This window comes from Streptomyces sp. R818, assembly GCF_056172735.1.
The window spans coordinates 410,616-435,688 of sequence record NZ_JAOCNE010000003.1; the positions used below are offsets into that span (position 1 = coordinate 410,616).

The 25,073-nt window shown below is 73.1% G+C and carries 21 protein-coding genes; 12 read left to right on the top strand and 9 right to left on the bottom strand.

The features are described 5' to 3' along the window. Position 1 precedes the first annotated feature (1 nt). Positions 2–1,603 carry a serine/threonine-protein kinase gene (locus N5I75_RS06960; RefSeq protein WP_476676942.1) on the top strand — a complete coding sequence of 534 codons (1,602 nt, stop codon included), beginning with the start codon at positions 2–4 and terminating at the stop codon, positions 1,601–1,603. A 10-nt stretch (positions 1,604–1,613) separates the two neighbouring features. Here N5I75_RS06960 and N5I75_RS06965 read toward each other — a convergent pair whose 3' ends face one another. Then, positions 1,614–2,423, bottom strand: a complete 810-nt coding sequence (locus tag N5I75_RS06965; protein ID WP_476675398.1) for an SGNH/GDSL hydrolase family protein — start codon at positions 2,421–2,423, stop codon at positions 1,614–1,616. Between the two features lie 207 nt (positions 2,424–2,630). Here N5I75_RS06965 and N5I75_RS06970 point away from each other — a divergent pair, with 207 nt between their 5' ends. The 5 genes from N5I75_RS06970 (at position 2,631) to N5I75_RS06990 (ending at position 9,152) form a co-directional block, all read left to right on the top strand. Further along, a complete protein-coding gene (locus N5I75_RS06970) occupies positions 2,631–3,017 on the top strand; it encodes a hypothetical protein (RefSeq protein ID WP_476675400.1) in 387 nt (128 codons plus the stop codon). A gap of 133 nt (positions 3,018–3,150) precedes the next feature. After that, positions 3,151–3,855 (top strand): glycosyltransferase family 2 protein, encoded by a 705-nt coding sequence (locus N5I75_RS06975; protein ID WP_476676944.1) that lies wholly within the window; start codon positions 3,151–3,153, stop codon positions 3,853–3,855. Continuing rightward, entirely contained in the window at positions 3,852–4,805 is a 954-nt protein-coding gene (locus N5I75_RS06980; RefSeq protein ID WP_476675402.1) for a glycosyltransferase family 2 protein, read from the top strand. The genes N5I75_RS06975 and N5I75_RS06980 overlap by 4 nt, the downstream gene beginning before the upstream one ends. After that, a complete protein-coding gene (locus tag N5I75_RS06985) occupies positions 4,802–5,614 on the top strand; it encodes a polysaccharide deacetylase family protein (RefSeq protein WP_476675404.1) in 813 nt (270 codons plus the stop codon). Before N5I75_RS06980 ends, N5I75_RS06985 begins: the two co-directional genes overlap by 4 nt. Next, a complete protein-coding gene (locus N5I75_RS06990) occupies positions 5,607–9,152 on the top strand; it encodes a lipopolysaccharide biosynthesis protein (RefSeq protein ID WP_476675406.1) in 3,546 nt (1,181 codons plus the stop codon). The genes N5I75_RS06985 and N5I75_RS06990 overlap by 8 nt, the downstream gene beginning before the upstream one ends. 221 nt (positions 9,153–9,373) lie before the next feature. Here the strand turns inward: N5I75_RS06990 and N5I75_RS06995 are convergent, their stop codons facing one another. Further along, positions 9,374–10,780 (bottom strand): GH39 family glycosyl hydrolase, encoded by a 1,407-nt coding sequence (locus N5I75_RS06995; protein WP_476675408.1) that lies wholly within the window; start codon positions 10,778–10,780, stop codon positions 9,374–9,376. Between the two features lie 84 nt (positions 10,781–10,864). Here N5I75_RS06995 and N5I75_RS07000 point away from each other — a divergent pair, with 84 nt between their 5' ends. After that, positions 10,865–11,959, top strand: a complete 1,095-nt coding sequence (locus N5I75_RS07000) for a DUF5925 domain-containing protein (RefSeq protein WP_476675410.1) — start codon at positions 10,865–10,867, stop codon at positions 11,957–11,959. A gap of 72 nt (positions 11,960–12,031) precedes the next feature. Here N5I75_RS07000 and N5I75_RS07005 read toward each other — a convergent pair whose 3' ends face one another. Then, the gene (locus N5I75_RS07005) at positions 12,032–12,397 is read right to left on the bottom strand and encodes a GntR family transcriptional regulator (RefSeq protein ID WP_476675412.1); all 366 of its coding nucleotides are present in this window, start codon (positions 12,395–12,397) and stop codon (positions 12,032–12,034) included. Between the two features lie 95 nt (positions 12,398–12,492). Between N5I75_RS07005 and N5I75_RS07010 the strand changes: the two genes are divergently transcribed. Further along, positions 12,493–13,014, top strand: coding sequence for a ribonuclease FAU-1 family protein (locus N5I75_RS07010; protein ID WP_476675414.1), 522 nt, complete (start codon positions 12,493–12,495; stop codon positions 13,012–13,014). 7 nt (positions 13,015–13,021) lie between these two features. Here N5I75_RS07010 and N5I75_RS07015 read toward each other — a convergent pair whose 3' ends face one another. Further along, positions 13,022–13,627, bottom strand: coding sequence for a class I SAM-dependent methyltransferase (locus N5I75_RS07015; RefSeq protein WP_476675416.1), 606 nt, complete (start codon positions 13,625–13,627; stop codon positions 13,022–13,024). A gap of 108 nt (positions 13,628–13,735) precedes the next feature. Here N5I75_RS07015 and N5I75_RS07020 point away from each other — a divergent pair, with 108 nt between their 5' ends. Beyond that, positions 13,736–13,873 (top strand): hypothetical protein, encoded by a 138-nt coding sequence (locus tag N5I75_RS07020; protein ID WP_476675418.1) that lies wholly within the window; start codon positions 13,736–13,738, stop codon positions 13,871–13,873. 197 nt (positions 13,874–14,070) lie between these two features. Here N5I75_RS07020 and N5I75_RS07025 read toward each other — a convergent pair whose 3' ends face one another. From N5I75_RS07025 to N5I75_RS07035, 3 genes are read right to left on the bottom strand one after another with little or no spacing between them, the layout of a single operon-like run. Next, on the bottom strand, positions 14,071–15,579 hold the full coding sequence (locus N5I75_RS07025) for a tripartite tricarboxylate transporter permease (RefSeq protein ID WP_476675420.1): 1,509 nt from the start codon (positions 15,577–15,579) through the stop codon (positions 14,071–14,073). Between the two features lie 4 nt (positions 15,580–15,583). Next, a complete protein-coding gene (locus N5I75_RS07030) occupies positions 15,584–16,117 on the bottom strand; it encodes a tripartite tricarboxylate transporter TctB family protein (protein ID WP_476675422.1) in 534 nt (177 codons plus the stop codon). Further along, the gene (locus tag N5I75_RS07035) at positions 16,114–17,097 is read right to left on the bottom strand and encodes a Bug family tripartite tricarboxylate transporter substrate binding protein (protein ID WP_476676945.1); all 984 of its coding nucleotides are present in this window, start codon (positions 17,095–17,097) and stop codon (positions 16,114–16,116) included. Before N5I75_RS07035 ends, N5I75_RS07030 begins: the two co-directional genes overlap by 4 nt. A 164-nt stretch (positions 17,098–17,261) precedes the next feature. Between N5I75_RS07035 and N5I75_RS07040 the strand changes: the two genes are divergently transcribed. Continuing rightward, positions 17,262–17,951 carry a response regulator gene (locus N5I75_RS07040; RefSeq protein WP_476675424.1) on the top strand — a complete coding sequence of 230 codons (690 nt, stop codon included), beginning with the start codon at positions 17,262–17,264 and terminating at the stop codon, positions 17,949–17,951. 222 nt (positions 17,952–18,173) lie between these two features. Further along, entirely contained in the window at positions 18,174–19,202 is a 1,029-nt protein-coding gene (locus N5I75_RS07045; RefSeq protein WP_476675426.1) for a lytic polysaccharide monooxygenase auxiliary activity family 9 protein, read from the top strand. Between the two features lie 32 nt (positions 19,203–19,234). Here the strand turns inward: N5I75_RS07045 and N5I75_RS07050 are convergent, their stop codons facing one another. Both N5I75_RS07050 and N5I75_RS07055 read right to left on the bottom strand, forming a co-directional pair. Beyond that, the gene (locus tag N5I75_RS07050; RefSeq protein ID WP_476675428.1) at positions 19,235–20,221 is read right to left on the bottom strand and encodes a DNA polymerase Y family protein; all 987 of its coding nucleotides are present in this window, start codon (positions 20,219–20,221) and stop codon (positions 19,235–19,237) included. Then, positions 20,218–23,670, bottom strand: a complete 3,453-nt coding sequence (locus N5I75_RS07055; RefSeq protein WP_476675430.1) for a DNA polymerase III subunit alpha — start codon at positions 23,668–23,670, stop codon at positions 20,218–20,220. The genes N5I75_RS07050 and N5I75_RS07055 overlap by 4 nt, the downstream gene beginning before the upstream one ends. Positions 23,671–23,829: 159 nt before the next feature. On the opposite strand from N5I75_RS07055, the gene N5I75_RS07060 reads away from it, so the two are divergent. Next, the gene (locus N5I75_RS07060; RefSeq protein WP_476675432.1) at positions 23,830–24,906 is read left to right on the top strand and encodes an ABC transporter permease; all 1,077 of its coding nucleotides are present in this window, start codon (positions 23,830–23,832) and stop codon (positions 24,904–24,906) included. Positions 24,907–25,073 lie beyond the last annotated feature (167 nt).

The window sequence follows — 25,073 nt, forward strand, 5'->3', positions numbered from 1 at the left end:
CATGGGCACGGTGTGGCGGGCCCGGGACGAGGTCCTCGGCCGTGAGGTCGCCGTCAAGGAGGTGCGGGCCCCGGCCGGGCTGCCGACGACCGATGTCGAGCGGATGTACGCCCGCCTGGAGCGGGAGGCGTGGGCCGCCGCCCGCGTCTCGCACCGCAATGTGGTGACGCTGTACGACGTGGCGACCGAGGATCACCGGCCCTGGGTCGTCATGGAGCTGGTGCGCGGCGTCTCGCTGGCCGAACAACTGGAGGCCGAGGGGCCGATGGCACCGGACCGGGCCGCGCACATCGGCGCCGAGGTCCTGGCCGCGCTGCGCGCCGCGCACGACGTGGGGGTCCTGCACCGCGACGTGAAGCCGGGCAACGTCCTGCTGTCGAACGACGGCCGGGTCGTGCTCACCGACTTCGGGATCGCCATGGTCGAGGGCACCTCGGCGCTGACGATGACCGGCGAGATCATCGGCTCCCCGGAGTTTCTGGCGCCCGAGCGGGCGCTGGGCCGCGCGCCGGGACCGGAGTCGGACCTGTGGTCCCTCGGGGTGCTGCTGTACGCGGCGGTCGAGGGGTCCTCGCCGTTCCGGCAGGACACCCCGCTCAGCACCCTGCGCGCGGTCGTCGACGAGGAGCTGCCGCCGCCGCGCCGGGCGGGCGCGCTGGCCCCGGTCATCGAGGGCCTGCTGCGCAAGGACCCGGCCGCGCGGACACCGGCGGCGGATGCCGAGCGGGACCTGCGGATCGTCGGCGCGGGCGGCAGTCTGTTCGGCCGTCCGGGCCCGACGGCGGGCCTGCCGACGGTGACGTCGCAGCAGCCGGCCGCGCCCACACCGCCGATGCCCCTTCCGGCGCCGGTCCCGTTCGCGTCCGGCGACGCGACGACCACGGCGACGTATGCGAACGGTACGGACGGCGCTGACGGTGCCGACGGCGCTGACCAGCGCCGCGCGCGCCGCGCCTCGCTCGCCCTCATGGCCGGGATCGTCGTCCTGCTCCTCGCCATCGGGGGCCTGACGTACGCGCTGCTCAACCGGGACGACGGCGGCAAGAACGGCAGCTCAGGATCGTCGGGCGGCAGCGGCGGCAGCAGTTCCGGCGGCGACAGCACAGCCGGTGGCGGCGGTGCGGGCGGCGGGAGCACCACCGCACCGGCCCAGTCCGTCCGCGTCAGCGTGAGCGCGATTCGGGGCAGTTACTCGGGGACGTGCCCGCCGTCGTCCGCGCGGGCGCCCGCGTTCGCGGCGCGGATCACCGTGGGGCGCGTCCCGGCCCAGGTCGAGTACCGCTGGGTCACGAGGAGCGGGAGCGCGTCCGAGCCCGGCTGGAAGACGCTGAGCTTCGGCGCGGGCGGGGCGCGCAGCCGTACGGTCGACACCACGCAGACGGCGTACGAGCCGGGCGGGACACTGCGCAACCGGATCGGCGTCGAGGTGCGCAGCCCGCGCTCGACGACCTCCAACTACGTGGCTTACGTGATCACGTGCAAGGTGGTGGCCCCGCCGACCTCGTCGACGACGTCGAGGCCGCCGGCCTCGTCGACACCCTCACCGTCGTCGACACCGTCCACGTCGCCGAGCGGGACCCCCACCGGTTCACCGACTTACTAGGTACCGGTGCTCACGCGGCGGACGTCAGCACGGGCAGGTAGCCGCCCGACTGGCCGGCGGCCGTCGGGTGGTAGGACTCGCCGATGTTGGTCCAGTTGACGCTGTGCAGCCACGGGCTGCCCGAGCAGATCTCGTGCCCGCTGAACTTGGCGGCCACGTCGCCGTAGGTGAAGCCGTGGTCGGCGACGCGCTTGGCGATGGTGCTGTTGAGCAGGTCGGCGGCGGAGTTGATGGCCGACCGCTTGGTGTCGGACAGGCCGGCGATGCAGGAACCGCCGAGCTTGTAGAAGCGGGGGTAGCCGAGGACCACCACGTGGGCGGAGGGTGCCTTGGCGCTGATCGCCGAGTACACCTTGTCGAGGTTGCCGGGGAGGGTCGAGGTCACGTAGGCGCGCGCCTGGTTGATGCGGTTGATGCAGGTGGACTCGGAGTTGAGGACGCAGGTCGTCATCACGTCGGCGAACCCGGCGTCATTGCCGCCGATGCTGATCGAGACGAGACCCGTGCCGGAGCCGAGCGGGCCGAGCTGACCGGAGAGGACGTCGGCGGTCTTGGCGCCCGAACACGCGGTGAAGTTGAAGCTGGAGGGCGAGTGGGCGGCGGCCCACAGCGCGGGGTACGCCTTGGTGGAGCGTTTGCAGTCGCCGCTGGCGCTGTCGTAGCTGCCGGACCCGACCCCGGAGGAGTACGAGTCACCGAGGGCCACATAGCCGGTGGCGGCGGCGGTGCCGGACGCGTGGGCCGCGCCCGCCCCGGTGAGGGCCGCCGCGGTGGCGAAGAGGAACGAGGTCACGTATGCCGCAAGTCGGAAACGTCTCATGGAGCCTCCTTTAGCAGGATCTCTGCCGATAACTGTGGTACCACGCGCCACAGTTACCGGGAAGTACCCCAGACGGACATTCGACCAGTGTTCAATTACGCGTACATGCCACGCACCTGACTTACCCTCACCTCGCGTCTTGACGCCTCTGCGGTGCTGCGCCACATTGAAGTCCGGCATCCGGCGCGTCGGGGGGCAAAGTCGCCAATGCAGACCAATCGGATCAAGCTCCCGTTCAAGCTCCCGTCGAGAAGCGACGCGCCCCGCCTGCTCGCGGGCGCCGCCGTCGCGGCCGGCGCCGCGGGTCCGGTCCTCGTCCTCGCGGACGTCCACTCGCCCCTGCGCGGGCCCCTCGCGCTGTTCTTCCTCCTGGCCGCGCCCGGCGCCGTGTTCGCGGCGGCGCTGCGCGGCCTCGACCCGTGGGCGCGCGGTCTCCTGTCGGTCGCGGGCGCGGTCACCGTGGTGATGCTGGTGGCGCAGGGCATGCTCGCCACCCGGCACTGGTCGGTCGGGGGCGGGGTGATCGTCGTGGGGGCGCTGAGCGCCCTCGCCTTCCTGTGCGGACACGTGTTCCGGTCGCGGCACCACCCGTAGGACCCGGCTGTCGAGAGCGCCACCGGACGAGAGGGCCAGACCTGTGAGCAGCCCCGCCGCGCGCCAGGCACCACCCGCCGTCCCCGCGCCCGCCCGGCACGCCGCGCCGCGCGTCAGCGTCGTCGTCCCCGCCATGAACGAGGCGCGGAACCTCCCGTACGTCTTCGCCACCCTGCCCGACTGGATCCACGAGGTCGTCCTCGTGGACGGCGACTCCACCGACGGCACGGTGGCGGTCGCCCGCGCGCTGCGGCCCGGGGTCGTCGTCGTGCCCCAGCCCGGCAAGGGCAAGGGCGACGCGCTGATCGCCGGGTTCCGGGCGTGCTCCGGCGACATCCTGGTGACGGTCGACGCGGACGGCTCCGCCGACGGCCGCGAGATCGCCTCCTACGTCGCCGCGCTCGTCTCCGGCACCGACTTCGCCAAGGGCTCGCGGTTCGCCGCCGGGGGCGCCACCGACGACATGACGACGGTCCGCAAGCTCGGCAACCGGGCGCTGTGCGCCGTCGTCAACGCCAAGTTCGGGGCCCGCTACACCGATCTCTGCTACGGCTACAACGCGTTCTGGCGCCACTGCCTCGACGCGATCGACCTCGACTGCACGGGCTTCGAGGTGGAGACGCTGATGAACATCCGGGTCGCCACGGCGGGGCTGCGGGTGCGGGAGATCCCGAGCCACGAGCACGTGCGGATCCACGGGGCGAGCAACCTGCGCGCGGTGCGGGACGGGCTGCGGGTCCTGAAGGTGATCGTCAGGGAACGGCGGCCGAAGCGGTGGGCGCGCCGCGCGGGGCCGGTCGCCGCACTGCCCGACGCGGCGCGCGGGCGGCTGCCTTGACCGGCCGTCAGGAGGGGCGGCGGCTCTCGGTGTCCGTCGTCGTCTGCGCGTACACCGAGGACCGCTGGGCGGAGATCCTGGCGGCGGTCGGCTCCGTACGGGCGCAGTCGTACCCGGCCTTCGAGGTCGTCCTCGTCGTCGACCACTGTCCCGCGCTGCTCGACCGGCTGGGTGCGGAGTACGGGCGGGCGGCCGGTCTCCGGGTCCTCGCGAACGCCGGGCCGCGCGGGCTGTCCGCCGCGCGCAACACCGGCATCGCCGCCTCGTCCGGCGAGATCGTCGCGTTCCTCGACGACGACGCGGTCGCGGAGCGGGAGTGGCTGCGCCACCTCGCCGCCGCCTACGCCGACCCGCGCGTGATGGCGGTCGGCGGACGCACCGAGCCGGTCTGGGCCTCGGGGCGCCGGCCCGGCTGGTTCCCGGCGGAGTTCGACTGGGTCGTGGGCTGCACCTACCGGGGGCTGCCGCACGGCAGGGCGCGGGTCCGCAATGTCCTTGGCGGCAACGCCTCGTACCGCCGCACCGCCCTGGCGGCGGCGGGCGGCTTCGCCACCGGTGTCGGCCGCGACGGCGGCCCGCGCCCGCTCGGCTGCGAGGAGACGGAGCTGTGCATCCGCCTCACCCGCGCCCGGCCCGACGCCGTCCTCCTGCTCGACGACCGCGCCGTGATCCACCACCGCGTCCCACCCGAACGGGAACGGTTCGCCTACTTCCGCGCCCGCACCTACGCGGAAGGGCTCTCGAAGGCCCGGCTGACGAGGAGGGTCGGCACGGGCAGCGGGCTCAGGTCCGAGCGCGCGTACGTCACCCGCGTGCTCCCGGCCGCCCTGGCGCGCGCGGCCCGGGACGCCCTCCTGGCCCGCCCGGCCGGAGCGGCCCGCGCAGGGGCCGTCGTGACCGGGCTCGCCCTGGCGACGGCCGGCTACGTACGGGAGAGGGCGAGGACATGAACGCGCCCGCGCGGGGAGCCGACGGTCCGGCGGTGCCGGTGCTGATGTACCACGCGATCACGCCCGAGCCGGGCCCCGCGGTCCGGCGGCTCTCGGTGTCGCCCGCGCAGTTCGCCGTGCAGATGGAGATCCTCGCGGCGCACCGGTGCACCCCGCTGACCGTCGCGGAACTCGCCGCTATCTGGCGCGGACACGGCGGTGAACTGCCGGTGCGGCCCGTGCTCATCACCTTCGACGACGGGTACGAAGGGGTGCACCGGCACGCGCTGCCCGTGCTCGCCCGGTACGGGTTCGCGGCCACCCTGTTCGTCGCGACGGGCTGGCTGCGCGGCCCGTACGGCACCGGGGGCGGGCCCGGCACGATGCTCGACTGGGGCCAGGTGCGGGCGCTGGCCGCGCACGGCGTGGAGATCGGTGGGCACAGTCACACGCATCCGCCGCTCGATCAACTCGACGCCGAGGCACTGCGGTTCGAGCTGGCGCGCTGCCGGGACATGCTCAGGGACGAGCTGGGCGTCCCGCCGCGCTCCTTCGCCCACCCTTACGGGCACTCCGACCGGCGGGTGCGGCGGGCCGTCCGTGCGGCGGGCTTCGCGCAGGCCGTCGCCGTCGGCAACGGGCTCGCCCGGCGCGGACAGGGACCGTACGCCCTGCGGCGGATCACCGTGCGCAGGACCACCGGGCCCGCCGCGTTCGAGCGGCTGGTCGAGGGCCGCGCGGTCGGGCCGTACTTCGCCGGGGACAGGGCGCTGACCAAGGCGTACGCCGTGCTCCGCGCTGCCCGGAGAGCCGTACGGGCCCGTGGCTGACACGATGGCGGGCACCGAGAGCGCCCGGGGCACGCCGCCCGGGCCGGGGCCCGACGGCGGCCAGTTGTTCCGGAACGCCTACGCGCTGATGCTGAACACCGTCGTCTCCGGCGTTCTCGGTGTCGGTTTCTGGCTGGCCGCCGCGCACTGGTACACGGCGGACGCGGTCGGCCGGGGCTCCGCCGCGATCGCGGCGATGAAGCTCCTCGCCGGTCTCACGGCCGTGGCGCTGACCGGCGCGCTCGCCCGTTTCCTGCCCGTCGCGGGCCGCGCCACCGGCCGCCTCGTCCTGCGGGCGTACGGGTGGAGCGCGGGCGCCGTCGCCCTCGCGGCCGTCGTCTTCCTTCTGACGCTCGACGCCTGGGGCCCCTCGTACGGCTTCCTGCGCGGGCCACTGCCCGGCCTCGGGTTCGTCGCCGCCGTCGTCGCCTGGTCGCTGCTGACCCTTCAGGACGGTGTGCTCACCGGGTTGCGCAGCGCGCTGTGGGTGCCCGCGGGCAACGCCGTGTTCTCGGCGGTGAAGCTCGCGCTCCTCGTCGCGTTCGCGGTCGCCCTCCCGGCCAGTGGCGTCTTCGTGTCGTGGGCGGTCGCCATCGCCTTCTCGCTGCTGCCGCTCGGCTGGCTGGTCCTGCGGCGGCTCGTGCCCCGGCACGTGGCTGCCACGGGCGACGGGGCCGGGGCGCCCCCGACCGCGCGCGATCTTGCCCGCTTCCTTGCGGGCGACTCCACGGGCTCCCTGTTCTCGCTGGCCGTGGTCTTCCTCGTACCGGTGCTCATCGCCTCGCAGGTCTCCTCCGCCGACAACGCCTACTTCTACGTCGCCGCGACGATCGGCGGCACGGTCAACCTCCTCGCCGTGAACATGGGCGCGTCCCTGACCGTCGAGGGCGCGCACGACCCCGCCCGGCTCGCCGCGCACACCCGGGCCGCGCTGCGCCGCATGGCCCGCATCATGCTGCCGGTCTGCGGACTGCTGCTGCTCCTCGCGCCGTACGTGCTGCGGGTGTTCGGGCGGGACTACGCGGACGCGGCCACGCCGCTGCTCCGCCTGCTCGCCCTCGGCGCGGCCCTGCGCGTGCTCATGGAGATCTACTTCGCGGTGCTGCGGGCGCAGAGCAGGACGTCGGGCCTCGCCTGGCTGCAAGGTCTGCTCTGCGCCCTGGTCCTCGGCCTGACGCTGCTGTTCCTGCCGACGATGGGGCTGACCGGGGCGGGCGTCGCCGAGGTCTGCGCGCTCACCGCGGTCCTGGCGGTCGCCGCGCCGAAGCTGTGGCGCGTCGTACGCGTCGCCCCGTCCACCGAGTCCGTCGAGGACGCCGCGCCCGACGGCGACCTCGCCGATCTCGGCCCGCCGCCCGTGGAGCGCGCTCAGCGGCAGACGGCGGCGGAGGCCCTGCGCGACGCCGTCACCCGGCTCACCGTCCGCCTCCACCTGGATCTCCACGCGGGCCCGCGCGCCAAGACCCCGCACCCCCTGTACGACGCCGCCGAGGTTCCGGGGACGGCACCGCCGCGCCCGGCCGCGCGGCCCACCGTCGTCGCGCTAACGCTGCTGCTCCTCGCCGCGCTCGGCCTCTACTGGGGCCCGGTCCTCGCCCTGGACGACGCGGATCTCGACGCGATGGGCGGGCTCGGCCTCGTCTCGGTGCTGCCCCCGGCCACGCTGGCCGGCGCCGCGCTGCTCGTCGTCGCCTTCACGTCACTGCTCTGGCTCGAATCCCCGCACAGACCCCTGCTGCTGCTCACCCTGCTCGCCACCGTCGTGTCCCTGCACGCGCTGCCCGCCGTCGTCGAGGAGGCGCCCCGGTTCGCCACCGCCTGGCGGCACCTGGGCTTCCTGGACCACATCGACCGCACCGGCACCGCCGCACCGGATCTGGACGCCCGCTGGAGCTGGCCAGGCTTCTTCGCCGCCGCCGCGTTCGTCGCCCGCGCCTGCGGCGTCGACGACCCGGAACAGCTCCTGCGCTGGTGGCCGCTTGCCCTCCACCTGCTCTGCCTGGCCCCGATGTTCCTGCTGCTGCGCTCGGTACGGGCGAACTGGCGGGCCAAGTGGACCGGGGTGTGGATCTTCGTCCTGAGCGGCTGGGTCGGCCAGGACTACTTCTCGCCGCAAGGCTTCACGTACCTGCTGTACCTGATGTTCGTGGCGATCCTGCTCGTCTGGTTCCGGCCGCCGCGCGTGCTGTGGGACAAGCGGCGGCCGGGCGAGACCGAGGTCGAACCGGCCGACCCCCGCCAACGCGTCGCGCTCCTCGCCCTCCTGCTCGCCCTGTTCGCGGCGACCGTCCCGGCGCACCAGCTCACCCCGTTCATGATGCTGGGCGCCGTGACCGGCCTCGTCCTGGCGGGCCGCTGCGAACTGCCCGGCCTGCCGCTGCTCTGCGGCGTCCTGGTCGTCGGCTGGCTCGGCTTCGCGGCGGAGCCGTACTGGGCCGGGCACCTCGGCGACCTCCTCGGCGGCGTCGGCGGCCTCGGCAAAAACGTCTCCTCGTCGGTCGCGGGCCGCCTCCGGGGCGCCGACTCCGACCACGCCCTCGTCCTCTACGCGCGCGTGCTCCTCGCGGGCGGCGTCCTCACCGGCGCCCTGTACGGCTGGTGGCGCCGCCGCGAATGGCGCTACCGCGAACGCTCCCTGCCCGTCCTCGCCTGCGTCCCCTTCCTCGCTCTCGCCCTGCAGTCGTACGGGGGTGAGATGGCGCTCCGCGTCTTCCTGTTCGCCCTCCCCGGCGCCGCGCTCCTCGCCGCTCTCGCCCTGTTCCCCCGCGCCGGGCTGACCGTCAGGGAACGCGACCGGGACCGGATCAGCGTCGCCCCGCTGGCCGCGCTCCTCGCGGGGCTGCTGCTCATGGGCGGCTTCCTGGTGGCCCGCTGGGGCAACGAGCCGTTCGAACGGGTGCGGCCCGGCGAGGTCGCGGCGATGGAGTACGTCTACGCCCATGACGAGCCGAGCGTCCGGCTGCTGTGGCTGAGCCGCGACCCGGCCGCCGACGTGACGCCGTCGCTGCCGTGGGGCGCCCGCGACATGGAACGGGTCACGTACGTGCCGGTGCGCGCGCCCGTCGACCCGGTCCTGGTCGACGGCCTGGTCGAGGCGGTCACGGACGCGGGCCCGCACACGTACCTCATGGTCAACGAGAGCCAGGCCGCGTTCCTCCGCCTCGACGCCGGTTACCCGCGGTCCTGGCCGGACCGGCTCCTGCGCAGCCTCGACGCCCGGCAGGAACTGGAGAAGGTCTACGTCAATGAGGACGCGGCCCTGTACCGGTCGCGCGCGCGGCCGGCCGGGCCGGTCGAGCGGGCCGACTCCGGTCCGGCCGGGCCGCACATCACCTGGACACCGTGGACGGTCCTCGGCGCCCTGGCGGCGCTCGCCCTGGCCGTGCTGCTCGCGGCGCGCGAGGTGGTCCGGGTGGCGGGCCCGCCGAGCGTGCCGCGGCTGCGGTGGCTGAACCGTACGTTCCGGTGGGCGCTGGCGCTGCTCGCGGTGGTGGTGCTGGCGCTGGTGCGGCGCTTCTTCACGCTGGGCCTGCCGTGATGCCGGGCCTGCCGTGCCGCGGGGCTGTCCTGACACCGGGGTTGTCGGCATCAGCGGGGCTGTCCTGACACCAGGGCTGTCGGCACCAGCGGAACTGTCCTGACACCAGGGCTGTCGGCACCAGCGGAACTGTCCTGACACCAGGGCTATCGGCACCAGCGAGGCTGTCCGGACACCAGGGCTGTCGGCACCGGTGGCTTCCTGGCGTCCGGCCGCCCGTGTCACCGGTTCAGCCACGTCACCTCGTAGCCCTGCATCCGCAAGCGTCGGCCGTCGACCTCGGTGCTGATCGGGTGGTCGCGGGTGTTCACCACCAGGACCGCCTCGTCGTCGGCGAGGACGCGCACCCGCTCCCTGCCCGCCTCGGCGACGGCCACGCTCCGGAAGGTCGTGCCCGGCCCGAACTCCTCGTGGAAGCGCGACACCAGGCCGTACATGGGGAGCGCGCCGCCGCCGGAGGCGCGGCCGGTGGGCCGCCACATGCACCCGGCGCACGAACTCCCGTTCTGTGTCTCGGGGTTCCAGTGGAAGGCGGTCGTGACGCCGCCCTTCGCCAGGGCCATCAGACCGGCGGCCTGGACGGCGACGCGGTGCCGCTCGCTCCAGCCCTCGCGGGCGCCACCTGAATCGGCGGGCTCCACGTAGAACTCGGCCCACCACAGCGGCAGACCGCCGGTCCGCCGCCTGATCCACTCGCTGACGTCGGTGAACTTGTCGGTGGCCGCGAACGCGTCGGGCAGCAGCTCGTCCCCGGTCGTGTACGTGGCGCCGTCGACGACGACGAAGTCGGCGCCCGCCTTGTGCGCGTTCCAGTAGTCGAACGCGTCGACGACCCGCTGGTCCATCCGCCCCCAGGCGCCTGCGGCCCCGTCCGGCGCCCCGCGCTCCGTGTGGAGCGGGCCGACGCTGTCCATGGCCAGGTAGGGGCCGCCGACCTGGAGGTCCGGGTCGACCTTCTTCAGCGCCCGGTGCACGAGGTTGTAGAGCCGCGTGTAGCCCTCGTAGTCCCAGCGGCCGCGTTCGTCGTCCCAGAACCCCTTGAACTCGTTCCACACGAGGAAGTGGCGTACGGAGGGGTAGTGTTCGGCGATCGCCGCCGCGAGGTCCGCGAAGTCCTGGTAGTGCTCGGGCAGGGGCGCCTTCTCCAGGTTCTCCTGGCTCCAGTCCGTGTTCTGCGCGCCCGGCTTCCCGCCCTTCATCCAGTCGGGCGCGCAGCACAAGGTGATCACGGGGGTACCGCCCGATCTGCGGATCAGCTCCATGCGGCTGTCCATCGCGGCGAAGTCGTAACGGCCCGGCGCCGGTTCGGGGTTGCCCGCTCCCCAGCCCATGATCGCCTCGTTCTGCGGCACCGGCCGGGACCTGAGCAGCCTCTCCACACGGGTGCGGGCGGCGGGCGCACCCTCGTCGGCGGAGTGCTCGGTGTGGGTGAGGCCCCAGCCGACCCCGGGGCGCTGCGACCCCGGCGGCGCGGACGGCGTGCGGTGCGCCGTGCCGTCAGGGCCGGGCCCGGTCTCGGCGAGGGGGCCGGGCACGGCGAGGACCAGGGTCAGCGCCGCCACCGCCGCACCGAGCGGAGCGGTGAGCCTCCGCCACCGCGCCCCCGGACCCCACCCATGACGTCCCATCAACTCCGAGGGTAGTCAGCCGGGTCGGGGCCGCACACCGGAAATCTCCGTGCGAACCGGCCGTTCGTGACGGATCATGGCGGCATGTCCGCGAACCCTTTCGACGCGTTGCCCGTCCGGCTGGGTGTAGACGACAGCGACTCACCCTCCGACGTCGTCGACGCGCTGTTCCTGGGCCGCTTCGCCACGGGCGAGCAGCCCCACTCCCGTGCCACCAACATCGACCGGGTCCGCTCCGGCGCCACCCTGCTGCCGACGGGCGCCCGCGTGCTGCGCTCCGCCCGCGACGACGACCGCAGCGCCACGCTCGCCGACGGCGACGGCTGGACACTCCTTGTCTCCCGCTGGAACCGGGGCGCGGACGTCACCGTCACCGCGACCAGCGCCGAACTCGCCGAGAAGGTGCTCAAGCAGGCCACCGACGGCGCCGCCGACGAACCGGAGCCCCAGCCGGAGAACGTGACGATGGGGTTCTGGTACGTGTCGCCCCGGCGCGGCCCGCACCGCACGACCCGGCAGATCTCGGCCGGTACGTGGGAAGAGGTGCGGGGCAACTACACCGAGCCGGTTGCCGAGGCGATGGACCAGCTGATGAAGGTGCGGCCCGAGGACATCGCGGGCCGGCTCCTGCTCCTGCACGGCCCGCCCGGGACGGGCAAGACGTCGGCGCTGCGCACCCTGGCCCGGTCCTGGCAGGACTGGTGCCAGGTCGACTGCGTGCTCGACCCCGAGCGGCTCTTCTCCGACGTCGGCTACCTGATGGACATAGCGATCGGCGAGGACGACGGCACGGCGAAGGGCCGCTGGCGGCTGCTGCTCCTGGAGGACTGCGACGAGCTGATCCGGGGCGAGGCCAAGCACACGGCGGGCCAGGCCCTGTCCCGGCTGCTCAACCTGACGGACGGCCTGCTCGGCCAGGGTCGCAACGTCCTCGTGGGCGTCACCACCAACGAGGACCTGGAGCGCCTGCACCCGGCCGTGGTCCGGCCAGGACGCTGCCTCGCCCGGATCGAGGTCGGCCCGCTGACCCGCCGCGAGGCGACAGGCTGGCTCGGCACCGAGGAGGGCATCGGCCGCGAGGGCGCGACCCTCGCCGAGCTGTTCGCACTGCGCCGGGGCATCTCCCCGACGTCGGTACCGGACCAGCGCGGGGGCGCGGAGGCGGGCCTGTACCTGTAGGCCTGGAGGCTCCGGTAGGCCCTGCGGCTTCAGGCGTACGCACCGCGCACCACGTATGCAGGGCCTGCGGCTTCAGGCGTACGCGGCGCGCACCGCGTCCCGGGCCGCCGCGAGGGCCGCCTCCTCGGAGAGGCCGAGGCGCCGGGCGCGTTCGGCGAAGGTCTGCGCGGCGACCGAGGCCTCGCGGGCGGCGGCGTCACCGGCGGCGGCGATCAGGGTGCCGTTGCGCCCGCGCGTCTCGATCACGCCGTCCGCCTCCAGGGCCCGGTACGCCTTGGCGACCGTGTTTGCGGCGAGCCCCAGCTCCTCGGCGAGGCCGCGCACGGTGGGCAGCTTGTACCCGACGGGCAGCGCGCCCGCCCTGGCCAGCTCGCTGATCTGGGCCCGCACCTGCTCGTAGGGCGCGGCGCTGTCGTCAATGCGGATCTTCAGGGTCACCGCACGATTGTCGCGCAGGGACCGCCCGGCCGCCGTGGAAGGGGAGACGGAAAAGGGGAGGCAACCCGGGGCGCCCGGCACGTAGCGTGCGCCCCATGAGCACAGTGACTCCCTCGGCTCCCGGCGGCGTGGTGCGGGTGAAGCTCGTCAAGGCGGGCCGCACGAAGATCGGTTACCCGGCGCGGCTCCTCTCCGACGACGGTACGCGCATCACCGTGCGGGCCGACTGGGCGGGCGACGGCGTCCGCGACTTCGGCTTCGTGCGCTTCGAGCCGGGCGACGTGTACACCGAGCACTACTGGCGCGACCGCTGGTACGCGATCAAGGAGGTCCGGGCGGGCGACGGCACCTTGAAGGGCTGGTACTGCGACATCACGCGCCCGGCGGTCCGCGAGACCGGCGGGGACGGAGCCGCGGGTGACATCGTCTCCGTCGACCTCGACCTGGACCTGTGGGTCTCCGCCGACGGCGCCCAGGTGCTCCGCCTGGACGAGGACGAGTTCGCGGCCAGCGGCCTCGCCGCACAGGATCCGCCCGCCGCCGACGCGGCGTCCCGGGCCCTGGACGAGCTGGAACGCCTGGCCCGGGACGGGACGTTCGAGGCGCTGCTGCGCTGAGCCGCGCTCAGTCGCGCACGGCGACGACCGCGTACCGCTCGTCACGCACCTCCTTGCCCCAGAGCCGCGCGTCGGACGACAACTCCTCGTGCCGCACGCCCCCCTGCAGCACCTCGCGCACGAGGCCGAGCAGCCGGTCCGCCGATATCCCCACGGGACTGATCTCGCCCCACACACCCTCGACCAGCACGAGCCGCCCGTGCGGCCGCAGCAGGGACACCCAGGTCCGCAGGACCGCCGCCGGGTCGGGCAGGGCCCACAGCACGTGCCGGGCGAGGACGACGTCGTACGAAGCGGGCGGTACGGGCGGGAACGCGGCGTCCCCGAGGAGGAATAGGGCGTCACGGCCCACAAATTTTCTGCGGGCCGCCGCCAGCATGTTGGCGGCGAAATCCACACCGGTCACGCGGTGTCCGCGCTCGGCCGCGAGGAGTGCGAGGGAGCCGGTGCCGCAGCCGAGGTCGAGCAGGTGTCCTGGCTGGTCAGGCAGCCAGTCGGCCATACGCGCGGCCCAGGCGTCGCGGACCTCGGGATCGCGCAGACCGTGGTCGGGTTCGTCGTCGAAACCGGCCGCGGCGGCGTCCCATTCCGCTTGCCTCAGTGAGTGCGTCATCCCCACATCCTGACAACCGCCACTGACAATTGCGCTTCGACGAGGAATCAGCCGGGAACAGGTCTACAACGGCACGATGTTGGAACTCGTGTAGGTACAGGAGGCACCATGCGCCGAGTGACCATGCACAAACCGACCGGAGCGTCCACCGTGACGCGCCGGTTGCGGGAAGAGGCGGCGGAGACGGTGCGTGAGCGCCCCGAAGTACGCAAGGACGTGCGCAAGACGTGGTGGCCCGACGAGTAGGCGGGCCGCTCGGATGCGGAGGAGACGCTTGCGGTAGTGGATACGGTCGTAGAGCCCGTCGGTACGGCGCTCCACGACCTCGTGTCCGTACCGCGGACGGATCTGGTGGCAGGCGGCGTCGGTGACCGCCTCGACGGCCGGTGCGTCGGCGGCCGTCGCGCGGCGGATCGCAGGACGGATCGGTCGGTCTGCGCTGGTCATGCGACCTTGTCCACGTCACCACCCCTCCCCCGCGCCACCAGCTTGCGCACCAGCGGCCAGGCCACGATGGCGAGCACCACCGCGTACACGGTCACGGAGAACGGCGTGTCGACGAGGCCGTGGACACTGCCGTCGCTGATCTGGAGGGCGCGGCGCAGCTGTTGTTCGGCGTTGGGGCCGAGGATGACGCCGATGACGGCGGGCAGGACGGGCAGTCCGTAGCGGCGCATCCCGAAGCCGATCAGGCCGATGATCAGCAGGATGACCAGGTCGACGGGTTCGCCGCCGACCGCGTAGGCGCCGACCGCGGCGAAGAAGAGGATGCCCGCGTAGAGGTAGGGGCGCGGGATGCGCAGGAGTTTCGCCCAGACCGGGGCCAGCGGCAGGTTGAGGGCGAGGAGCAGCACCATGCCGACGAAGAGCGAGGCGATGAGGCCCCAGACGAGGTCGGGCTCGCGTTCGAAGAGCAGCGGTCCGGGCTGGATCCCGTACTGCTGGAAGGCGGCGAGCATGACCGCCGCGACGGCGGTGGTGGGCAGGCCGAGGGTCAGCATCGAGACGAGGGTGCCGGCCGCTGACGCCGAGGACGCGGACTCCGGGCCCGCGACGCCCTCGATGGCGCCCTTGCCCCATTCGTCCTTGTGCCGGGAGAGGCGCTTCTCCGTCACGTAGGAGAGGAACGTCGGGATCTCGGCGCCGCCCGCGGGGATCGCGCCGAACGGGAAGCCGATGAGTGGGCCGCGCAGCCAGGACTTCCAGGTGCGGCGCACGTCCGCCTTGCCGAGCCAGGGGCGGCCGACGGGGATGGCCTCGCCGCTGGTGCGCCGCAGATGGGCGGCGACCCACAACGCCTCGCCGATGGCGAAGAGGCCGACCGCGACGATGACGACGTCGACCCCGTCGGCGAGCTGCAACGAGCCGAAGGTGAGCCGCTGCTGCCCGGTCATCTGGTCGAGTCCGACGAGCCCGATGGTGAGCCCGATGAGCAGGGACGCGAGCCCGCGTACGCGGGACGAACCGAGCACCGACGTCACCGCGATGAACGCCAAAACCATGATCGCGAAGTAGTCGGGGGCGCCGATGTCAACGGCGAGCGAGGCGACCTTCGGGGCGAGCGCGACGAGCAGGATCGTGCCGATCATGCCGCCCGCAAAGTGCCCGATGGCGGCCGCGGCGAGGGCCTGCGCGCCGCGCCCGGCCTTCGCCATCGGGTTGCCTTCCATGGCGGCGACGACGGCGGCGCTCTCGCCGGGCGTGTTGAGCAGGATCGAGGTCGTCGAGCCGCCGAACATCGCGCCGTAGTAGATGCCCGCGAACATGATGAACGCGCCGGTCGGTTCGAGCCCGTACGTGACCGGCAGGAGCAGGGCGACGGCCATGGCGGGCCCGATGCCGGGCAGGACGCCGATGGCGGTGCCGAGGAGGACGCCGAGGGCGGCCCACAGCAGGTTGACGGGGGTGAGGGCGGTGCCGAAGCCGTCCATGAGGGAGGAGAGGGCGTTCATGGCGTCACAGCGCTCCCATCAGGGGCCCGCCCGGCAGGGGGACGCCGAGCAGGTTGTTGAAGAGGGTGTAGGTGAGCAGGGAAAGGACGGCGGCGATCAGCGGGTCGCGCTGGAGGTGGCGGCTGCCGAGCGCGTAGGCCGCGCCCCAGAAGAGGAGGGCGCCCGCGATCGGGAACCCGACCGGCTCGATGAGGACGGCGGTGGCGAGGAAGACCCCGGCGAGGAGCAGCACCGTGCGCCAGTCGGCGGGCTCGGAGAGGTCGATGTCCTCGCCGCCCTCGGCCTCGCCGCGCCCGCCGCGCAGGACGTCGACGGCGAGCAGCACGGCGACGAGCAGCAGCCCGCCGCCGACCACGAACGGCACGGTCCTCGGTCCGACGGGCCCGCGCTGGGTGAGGTCGACGTCCATCGTGAGCGCGTCGGTGAGGACGAGGACGCCGAGCGCGAGGAGCAGGACGCAGACGCCGAGTTCGGAGTGGTCGCGCAGCCAGGAGCGGGCTGGCGCCTCCGGCGGGCGGGTCTCGGTGGAGGTCGTCACAGCCCCAGCTCCTTCAGTACGGAGACGACGTTCTTGTCCTGGGTGGTCAGGAACTCCCCGAAGTCGTCGCCGACGAGGAAGGCGTCGTCCCAGCCGTTCTTCTCGAGGGACCGCTTCCACTCCTCGGAGGCGTGCAACGTGCGTGCGAGGGTGATGAGTTTGGTGCGCTGGGTGTCGGAGAGGCCGGGCGGGGCGACGATGCCGCGCCAGTTGGTGAAGTCGACGTCGTAGCCGGACTCCTTGAGGGTGGGCCCGTCGAGGCCGGGGACGCGTTCGGGCCCGGTGACGGCGAGCAGGCGCAGCTCGCCGCTCTTGATCTGGTCGAGGTACTCGCCGACGCCCGAGACGCCGAAGGCGACCTTGCTGCCGAGGATGGAGGCGAGCAGTTCGCCGCCGCCGTCGAAGGGGATGTAGTTGACCTGTCTGGGCGAGATCCCGGCGGCCCGCGCCATGAGCATGGGCGCCAGATGGTCGGGCCCGCCGGGCGACGATCCGCCCCCGACGGGCAGCTTCCCGGGGTCGGCCTTCCAGGCGTCGACAAGCTGCTCGATGCTCTTGTACGGCGAGTTCTTGGCGACGACGACGACATCCGCCTCCTCGGTGAGGCGGGCGATGGGGGTCGTGTCGGCGAGGGTCTTCGGGGAGTGGTTCGACCGCGCGGCGCCCACGACCCCCAGCCCCATGGACATGGCGAGCTTGCCGTTGCCGTGCTCGCCGACGAGACGGGTCAGGCCGACGGTGCCGCCCGCGCCGGGCAGGTTGAACACCTCGATGTTGTGGGTGAGTCCGGCGTCCTCGGCGTTCTTGGCGGCGGTACGCGCCGTGATGTCGTAGCCGCCGCCGGGCGTGTTGGGGACCATGAGGCGCAGGCCGGGGATCTGCGTGCCGGTGTCGGCGCCGCTGCCGGTGGTGAGCAGCGGCGGCCCCACCAGGACGAGAGCCGCGGCCCCGAGCAGGGCGAGGGGTGTGCGCAGGCGCACGGGTGCCACCACCTGTCGAGAGATACGGGGTTCGGATGCGGGGGGGGGTTGTGAGGTGGCCCACATGTTGCCCGCGCGTGAACAGCCTGTCTCTCTTCCGCAAGCAAGAATCGTTGTGGTCCTTGTGGTCGCGCACCTACCCTGCGCCAGTGACAAAGGTGCTGGTGACAAAGGTGTTGGTCGTGGACGACGACTTCATGGTCGCCAAGCTCCACAGCCGGTACGTGTCCGCCCTCGACGGCTTCGAGGTGGCCGCGGTGGCGCACAGCGGCGCGGAGGCGCTGCGCGCGGCGGAGACGGTCCGGCCCGATCTGGTGCTGCTCGACGTGTACTTGCCGGACATGGACGGCATCGACGTGCTCCGGGAGCTGCGCGCGGCGGAGGAGCGGGACCCGTCGCGGGCGCCGGTGGACGCCCTGTTCATCACGGCGGCGCGGGACGCGGAGATCGTACGGGCGGCGCTGCGCGCGGGTGCGCTGCACTATCTGATCAAGCCGTTCAACCAGGCGGCGCTGCAGGAGCAGTTGCGGCACGTGGCGTCGGTACGAGCACGCCTGGACACGTTGAGCGAGGCCCGCCAGGAGGACGTCGACCAGATTTTCGGCGCGCGTCCCCCGGGCTCCCGGGAACTGCCGAAGGGCCTGGCCGCCCACACGGCAGACCTGGTCGAACGCACCCTGCGCGCCCACCCCCAGGGCCTCTCGGCCACGGAGTGCGCCCAGGAGGCGGGCTCCCTGTCCCGGGTGAGCGCCCGCAGATACCTGGAATTCTTCGCGGGAACGGGAAGAGCGCGGGTAACCCTGAAATACGGCGGAACAGGCAGACCAGAACGCCGGTACACATGGACCCCTTAAGGGGCGCGGGGAACTGCGCGAGCAACCACGACGACGCGGCACCCGCCGAGAAAAGCAGACGCACCCACGGCGCGAAGGCCGCTCTACCTGAGCACAATCTGAGCCGCACCTTAAGCGCGCCATAAAGATCAACTCAGACCCCTCAGAAGGGCAGATCCGCGCAGCTCCCCGGGCTAACTTCGCTGCCACAACCCCCCCGTTCGAGAACGCCCAGGAGCCCCCATGCCCGCGCCCCGCAAACTCGCCGCCCTCACCGCGACCGGCATCACCCCCTTCGCCCTGCTCACCCTCTCCACCACCACCGCGGCAGCGCACGGCACACTCGGCGACCCGGCCAGCCGCGTCGCCGCCTGTTACGCGGAGGGCGCCGAGAACCCCACGTCGGCGGCGTGCAAGGCGGCGGTCGCGGCGGGCGGCACGCAGGCCCTGTACGACTGGAACGGCATCCGGGACGGCGCGGCCGGCGGCAAGTCGCGGGAGCGCATCCCGGACGGCAAGCTCTGCTCGGCGAACTCCGAGGAGTTCAAGGGCATGGATCTGGCCCGCACGGACTGGCCCGCGACGCAGGTCTCGGCGGGCTCATACACGTTCAAGTACAAGGTGACGGCCCCGCACAAGGGCACGTTCAACCTGTACCTGACGAAGCAGGGCTACGACGCGTCGAAGCCGCTGGCCTGGTCCGACCTGGACCTGGAGCACCCGGTGGCGACGAAGACGGACCCGACGGCGGAGGGCGGCTTCTACACCTTCACGGGCACGCTGCCCGAGCGCACGGGCCGCCAGCTGATCTACGGCATCTGGCAGCGCTCGGACAGCCCGGAGGCGTTCTACTCGTGCTCGGACGTGACGTACGGCGGTGACTCCGCGGCGTCGGAGGGTGCGGCCCCGGCGCCGTCCACCCCGACGGACGAGCAGATCGCGGCGGACGCCGACAAGTCGACGATCGACCACGGCGGCATGGACATGAGCGGCGAGGACACGGCCACGGAGCCGGGGACGACCGACGAGACACCAGCGACCCACGAGACCCACGAGTCCCACGAGGCGCACGAGACGCAGGAGTCCACTGAGCCGGCGACGACGACGGACGACAGCGCTGACCAGCAACTCGCCGCCCAGGGCACCACCCAGAACCTCGCCGAGACGGGCGGCAGCTCCACCACCTCCGCCATCGCGGTGGGCGGAGCCGCGGCGCTGGCGCTCGGCGCGGCGGTCCTGTTCCTCTCGGTGCGCCGCCGCGCGACGCGCTGACCCCTTCCTGAGGCCCGGCCGGCGGCGGACAGTCAGGCGGCCAGTGAGGCGGGCACGATCACCCCGGGTCCGAACTTCGCCCGTGCCCGGTCGGCCACCGCCTCCAGGGTCCTGGCCCGCTCGTCGACGGGGTCGAAGGTGAGCTGCCGGGTCGCGGCCCCGGCCGGGCCGAGTCCTTCCGCGCGCAGGGCGAGGGCGCGCACCCGGGCCCGTTGCAGCCCCAGCGCGTCGTACATCCGGTACGCCGCCCCGGTCAGGGCGGTGGAGTGGGCGCTCGGCTCGGCGAGCGTCCGGCTGCGTACGGTCGAGGACCGGTCGGCGTAGCGCACCGTCAGCGTCAGCGAGCGGCACACCTGCCCCTCGTCCCGCATCCGGGCGCCCAGCTCGTCGGCGGCGGAGAGGAGGGCGCGGCGGTGCCGGTGGGGGTCCAGCTCGTCGCGTACGAAGCCGCGTTCGGCGGCGAGGGAGCGCGCGGCGGCGTTCGGGACGACGCGGGTGCGGTCGATGCCGCGCGCCTTGTCGTGCAGCTCGCGTCCGACGCGGGCGGTGGTGAGGCGTTGCAGGGTGGGCAGCGGCGCGGTGGCGAGCCGGCCGACGGTGTCGAGCCCGTACTCGCCCAGGGTCCGCGCGGTGGCGGCGCCGACGCCGGGGAGCGCGCCGACGGGCTGCCCGTCGAGGAACTCCCGGGCGTCGCCCACGACGTGAGTAACCCCCGGGGCGGCCTCGCGGGCGGCCATCCGCGCGAGCATCGGCCCGGGACCGACACCGATCAGGCACTCGACGCCGTGCAGGGCGATGGCCCGCACCCGGACGACGGAGGCGATCTGACACGCGCCCCGCCCGAAGTACCGTACGGCGCCGCGCAGATCGACCAGGGCGGTGTCGGGCGGCAGCGCCTCGACGGCCGGGCTGATCCCGGCGAGGAGCCCGAGCAGCCGGGGCAGCGACGCCTCGTCGCCGGGCGGCAGCAGGAAGCGGACGCACAGCACATCCCCGGGCCCGCGCTCGGTCGTACTCATCCCGCACTCCCCTGGCTCTGGTGCCACAGCTTGCGCCGCGGACCCATGGTGCCGTCACCGGCCGGTTTGAGGTCGGCCCACGGGTTCAGCACGTAGCCGTTGGCCATCTGGATCCGCCGGCCGCTCTCGCCCTGTTCCCGGCCGGACTCGGCGCCGGGCGGCGGCTCGGCCATCCGCCGCGCCACCCCGTCGAGCCCTTCCTCGCCGTACACCTCGGTCAGCTCGGCCATGTTCCAGGCCGCTTCGCCCACCACGCTGAGGCTGCGCGGTCCGCGCCGCTGGACCGTGCCCCGTACGAGCAGGAGCCACGAGTGGAAGACGGTGTGCGCGCAGGCGGCGTGCGCGTCGTCGAAGAACGCGAGGTCGACGAGGCCCGTGCCGTCGTCGAGGGTGGAGAAGACGACGCGCTTGCCGGAGCGGATCGGCGGGGTCTGCGTGGCCGCCTTCGCCCCGGCAACAAGGACGGTGCTGCCGTGCTCGGCGTCGCGCAGCCGCCGCGCGGAGACGACACCCAGTTCGTCGAGGAACTTCCGGTAGTCGCCCATGAGATGGCGGGAGGCGTCCATGCCGAGGACGCCGAGTTCGGCGCTCATCCGCTCCGCGTCGCCGAGGTCGGGCAGCCCGGCGGAGGCGGTGCGCCGTCCGCCGGTCAGCGGGAGCTGCTCGCCGCGCGCGCCGTGCCCCGAGCGCTGCAGCTCGGTCAAGTGCAGTTGCAGGTCGCGGCGGTTGGCGCCGAACGCGTCGAGGGCGCCGACCTGGGCGAGCCGGGTGGCGAGGGGGCGGCTCGGGCGGGCCCGCTCCCAGAAGTCGAGCAGGGAGGAGTAGGGGCGTCCGGCGGCGATGCGTTCGGCCTCGGCCTCGCTGATGCCGTAGACGTCGGAGAGGGCGAGCCGGATGCCCCATTTGCCGCTGTCGGACGCCTTGTCACCGGACACCAGTTCGATCTGATGCTCGACCGCGGACTTGTTCACGTCCAACGGCAGCACCGGCACCCCCCGCCGCCGCGCGTCCGCGAGCAGCAGCCGCTTCGGATACATACCGGGATCGTGCGTGAGCAGCCCTGCATAGAAAGCCGCAGGGTGATGCGTTTTCAGCCACGCAGACTGATAGGTCGGGACGGCAAAGGCAACGGCGTGCGCCTTGCAGAACCCGTACGAACCGAACGCCTCGACGATGGCCCAGGTCTTCCGGACGGTCTCGGCGTCGTAGCCGCGCACCGTCGCGTGCTGGGCGAACCAGAACTTGATCAGCTCCTGCGACCCGGGGTCGGACAGTCCGCGCCGGACCCGGTCGGCCTCGTCGCGGCCGCAGCCGGTCATGATGTCGACGATCTTGATGATCTGCTCGTGGAAGACGACGACGCCGTAGGTCTCGCGCAGCGCCTCCTCCAGATCAGGGTGCGGATAGCGGGCCGGGGCCCGCCCGTGCCGCGCCTCGATGAAAGGGCGGACCATGTCGGCGGCGACGGGCCCGGGCCGGAACAGCGAAATGTCCACGACCAGGTCATGGAAGGTGGCGGGCTGCAGCCGCCCCACCAGATCGCGCTGTCCCGGCGACTCGATCTGGAAGCAGCCGAGCGTCTCGGTGGACTGGACGAGCCGGTACGTGTCCGGGTCGGTCCTGGGTACGGAGTCGAGGTCCACGCACTCCCCCGTCGCCCGCTCGATCTCCCCCACGGCATGCGCCATCGCGGACTGCATCCGCACCCCGAGCACATCCAGCTTGAGCAGCCCGAGCTCCTCCACGTCCTCCTTGTCGAACTGGGCCATGGGGAAGCCCTCGCCGCTGGTCGGCACGGTCGGCGTACGGGCGAGCAGGGAGGCGTCGGAGAGCAGCACGCCGCACGGGTGCATGGCGACGCCGCGGGGCAGCGCGTCGAGCGCCTCGACGAGTTCCCAGAGCCTCGGGTGGTCCCCGAACTCACCGGCGATCCCCCTCAGCTCGGGCAGCTCGGCCATGGCGGTGCGGGCGTCGCGGGCGCGGACGTGCGGAAACGCCTTGGCGACGCGGTCGATGTCGGCGGGGTCCATGGACAGGGCCGCGCCGACATCACGTATGGCATGGCGCACCCGGTAGGTCTCCGGCATCGCGACGGTGGCGACGCGCTCGGGCCCGAACCGGTCGAGGATCGCGCGATACACGTCCAGGCGCCGCGCGGACTCGACATCGACGTCGATGTCGGGCAGGACGGAGCGACGCTTGGACAGAAACCGCTCCATGAGCAGCCCGTGTTCGATCGGGTCGGCGTTGGCGATGCCGAGCAGATAGTTGACGAGCGACCCGGCGCCGGAGCCGCGCGCCGCGACCCGGATCCCCATCCCCCGCACGTCGTCGACGACCTGGGCGACGGTGAGGAAGTAGGTGGCGAAGTCGTGGTGGGCGATGATGTCCAGCTCGCGGTGGAGCCGCTCCCAGTACGAGCGGTCGCCCGCGTGGCCGAGACGGACCATGCCGGCGGTCGCGCGGGAGGCGAGGACGCGCTGGGCGGTACGACGCCCGGCGCCCACGAGATGCGGCTCGGGAAAGCGGACGGAGCCGATGCCGAGGTCCTCCTCCGCATCGACGCGGCAGGCGGCGGCCGTCAGCTCGGTCTGTTCGAGCAGCCGAAGCGCGGTGGAGCGCTGAAAACCGGCCGCCTCCACGATCCGCTCGGCCTCGGCCAGCATGGCGGCGGGCTCCTTGAGCCACCGCTCTCCGCTGTCGAGCTCCTTGGTCGGATCGATGGGGACGAGACGCCGCGCGGCGTCCAGAACGTCGGCGACGGGCCCCGAGCCCGGATCGACATAACGGACGTCATTACTGAGAACCGGCCGAACGCCCTGCTCAGCGGCGAAACCGACAGTGCGGGCGGCGAGACGCAACGAGCCGGCCCCGGTCCCTCCCCTCCCATGATGGACGGCTTCGAGCCGCAGGGAATCGCCGTAGACCTCGCGCCAGGGGGCGAGCAGGACAGCCGCCCGGTCGGGGCGCCCGGCGGCGAGGGCGCGGCCGACGTCGGAGTCGGGCCCGAGCAGCACGACGAGGCCGTCACCGTGATTGTCCTCCCAGGGCAGGCGGACGTCCTTCGGGTCGTCCCCGGCGTGCGCGGCGGTGATCAGGCGGCACAGGTCGGCCCAGCCGCGGGCGCCGTCGCGGGCGAGAAAGGTGGCGCGGGGGGCGGACTCGTCGACGAAGGCGCCGCCGCGTACGGGCGCCGGACGCCTGACCCCCGGCGCATGGGCGCCCACAGCAAGATCGACGCCGAACACCGGCCGCACCCCGTGCTTGGCGCACGCCTTGGCGAACCGCACACTGCCCGCGACGGTGTCCCGATCGGCGAGGGCGACGGCGGTCATCCCCCGCTCGGCGGCGCGCTCGGCGATCAGCTCCGGATGGGAGGCGCCATAGCGCACGGAGAAGCCGGACACGGTGTGCAGATGCGTGAAGTCCACCGCACGCACCTCCAGCACACTCGGGCCAATCGGATCTCACCTCCCCCACCTCCACCATAGACCAACTTTCGAACGCATGTACGACACAGTTCGACAGACGCCACCCGCGCGTTGCCCAGAGCCCCCGTTCGGCCCACCCCACCTGCGGGACCCGCGCCACGGCCGGAGCGTTGGGGCATGAGGTTCGCCGATGAGTTCAAGAGCGCCGTCACCCCCCGGGCCACCCTGCTGGTGATCGGCGTGCTGGCCCTCCAGCTGCTCTTCATCGCCTCCTACGTGGGGGCGCTGCACAATCCGACCCCGAAGGACGTGCCGTTCGGCGTCGTGGCCCCGGCGGAACAGGCGGCGAGCCAGGCAAAGCAGCGCATGGCGAAACTGCCGGGCTCCCCCCTGGACCCGCGGGTAGTGGCCGACGAGAAGACCGCACGGCACCAGATCATGGACCGAGAGATCGACGGCGCCCTGATCCTCGACCCGCGCGGCACCAAGGACACCTTGCTGGTCGCGTCGGGCGGCGGCACAGTCCTGGCGAGCGCCCTGGAGACGATCGCCACGAAGGTCGACGGCGCCGAACGGCGAACCGTGCAGAAGATCGACGTGGCACCCGCCTCACCCAGCGACTTCGACGGACTCTCGGCGTTCTACCTGGTGGTCGGCTGGTGTGTAGGCGGCTACCTGTGCGCGTCGATCATGTCGATCAGCGCGGGTTCCAGGTCCACGAGTCCGCAGCGCGCGCTGATCCGGCTGGGCGCGATGGCGGTCGTCTCGATCATCGGCGGCATCGGTGGCTCGTGGATCATCGGCGACTCGATCCTCGGCGCGCTGCCCGGCTCCTTCTGGGGCCTGGCCGGGCTCGGCGCCCTGGTCACCTTCGCGGTAGGCGCGATCACCCTGGCACTGGAGGAGCTGACCGGCATCGTAGGCATCGGCCTGGCCGTGCTGCTCGTCGTCATCGCGGGCAACCCGAGCGCGGGCGGCGCCTTCCCGCTGCCGATGCTGCCCCCGTTCTGGCAGGCGATCGGCCCGTGGCTCCCCCCGGGCGCGGGCACGTGGGCGGCCCGCTCGATCGCCTACTTCCAGGGCAACGCCCTCACGAAGTCACTCCTGGTCCTCTCCGGCTGGGCGGTACTCGGCGTCGTCGTGACACTGGCCGTGTCGGCCCTGCGGGAGCGGAGGCGCGGAGACACGCACCACGGACACCACGCGGCCCGGGGCCCGGGAGGAGGCTCGACGCACGTAGGCGTGGCTTCCTGACCCTCACCACACCGAGGTGCCACCGGCGTGCACCCCCGTACGAGACGGACGGGTGGGGACGGGTCGGGGTGCCCCCGCAGGACTCCGCAGGCACAACACCCCGGACCACCCGCCCACGGCGGACAGCAGGCGCCCGGACCGATCCGGCCGAGGAGGCACCCCGGCCC

Excerpts from the sequence above, each read along its gene's own strand:
- N5I75_RS06960 (WP_476676942.1), top strand. The coding sequence starts at position 2 with ATGGGCACGGTGTGGCGGGCCCGGGACGAGGTCCTCGGCCGTGAGGTC.
- N5I75_RS06965 (WP_476675398.1), bottom strand. The coding sequence starts at position 2,423 with ATGAGACGTTTCCGACTTGCGGCATACGTGACCTCGTTCCTCTTCGCC.
- N5I75_RS06970 (WP_476675400.1), top strand. The coding sequence starts at position 2,631 with ATGCAGACCAATCGGATCAAGCTCCCGTTCAAGCTCCCGTCGAGAAGC.
- N5I75_RS06975 (WP_476676944.1), top strand. The coding sequence starts at position 3,151 with ATGAACGAGGCGCGGAACCTCCCGTACGTCTTCGCCACCCTGCCCGAC.
- N5I75_RS06985 (WP_476675404.1), top strand. The coding sequence starts at position 4,802 with ATGAACGCGCCCGCGCGGGGAGCCGACGGTCCGGCGGTGCCGGTGCTG.
- N5I75_RS06995 (WP_476675408.1), bottom strand. The coding sequence starts at position 10,780 with ATGGGACGTCATGGGTGGGGTCCGGGGGCGCGGTGGCGGAGGCTCACC.
- N5I75_RS07000 (WP_476675410.1), top strand. The coding sequence starts at position 10,865 with ATGTCCGCGAACCCTTTCGACGCGTTGCCCGTCCGGCTGGGTGTAGAC.
- N5I75_RS07010 (WP_476675414.1), top strand. The coding sequence starts at position 12,493 with ATGAGCACAGTGACTCCCTCGGCTCCCGGCGGCGTGGTGCGGGTGAAG.
- N5I75_RS07015 (WP_476675416.1), bottom strand. The coding sequence starts at position 13,627 with ATGACGCACTCACTGAGGCAAGCGGAATGGGACGCCGCCGCGGCCGGT.
- N5I75_RS07020 (WP_476675418.1), top strand. The coding sequence starts at position 13,736 with ATGCGCCGAGTGACCATGCACAAACCGACCGGAGCGTCCACCGTGACG.
- N5I75_RS07025 (WP_476675420.1), bottom strand. The coding sequence starts at position 15,579 with ATGAACGCCCTCTCCTCCCTCATGGACGGCTTCGGCACCGCCCTCACC.
- N5I75_RS07045 (WP_476675426.1), top strand. The coding sequence starts at position 18,174 with ATGCCCGCGCCCCGCAAACTCGCCGCCCTCACCGCGACCGGCATCACC.
- N5I75_RS07050 (WP_476675428.1), bottom strand. The coding sequence starts at position 20,221 with ATGAGTACGACCGAGCGCGGGCCCGGGGATGTGCTGTGCGTCCGCTTC.
- N5I75_RS07060 (WP_476675432.1), top strand. The coding sequence starts at position 23,830 with ATGAGGTTCGCCGATGAGTTCAAGAGCGCCGTCACCCCCCGGGCCACC.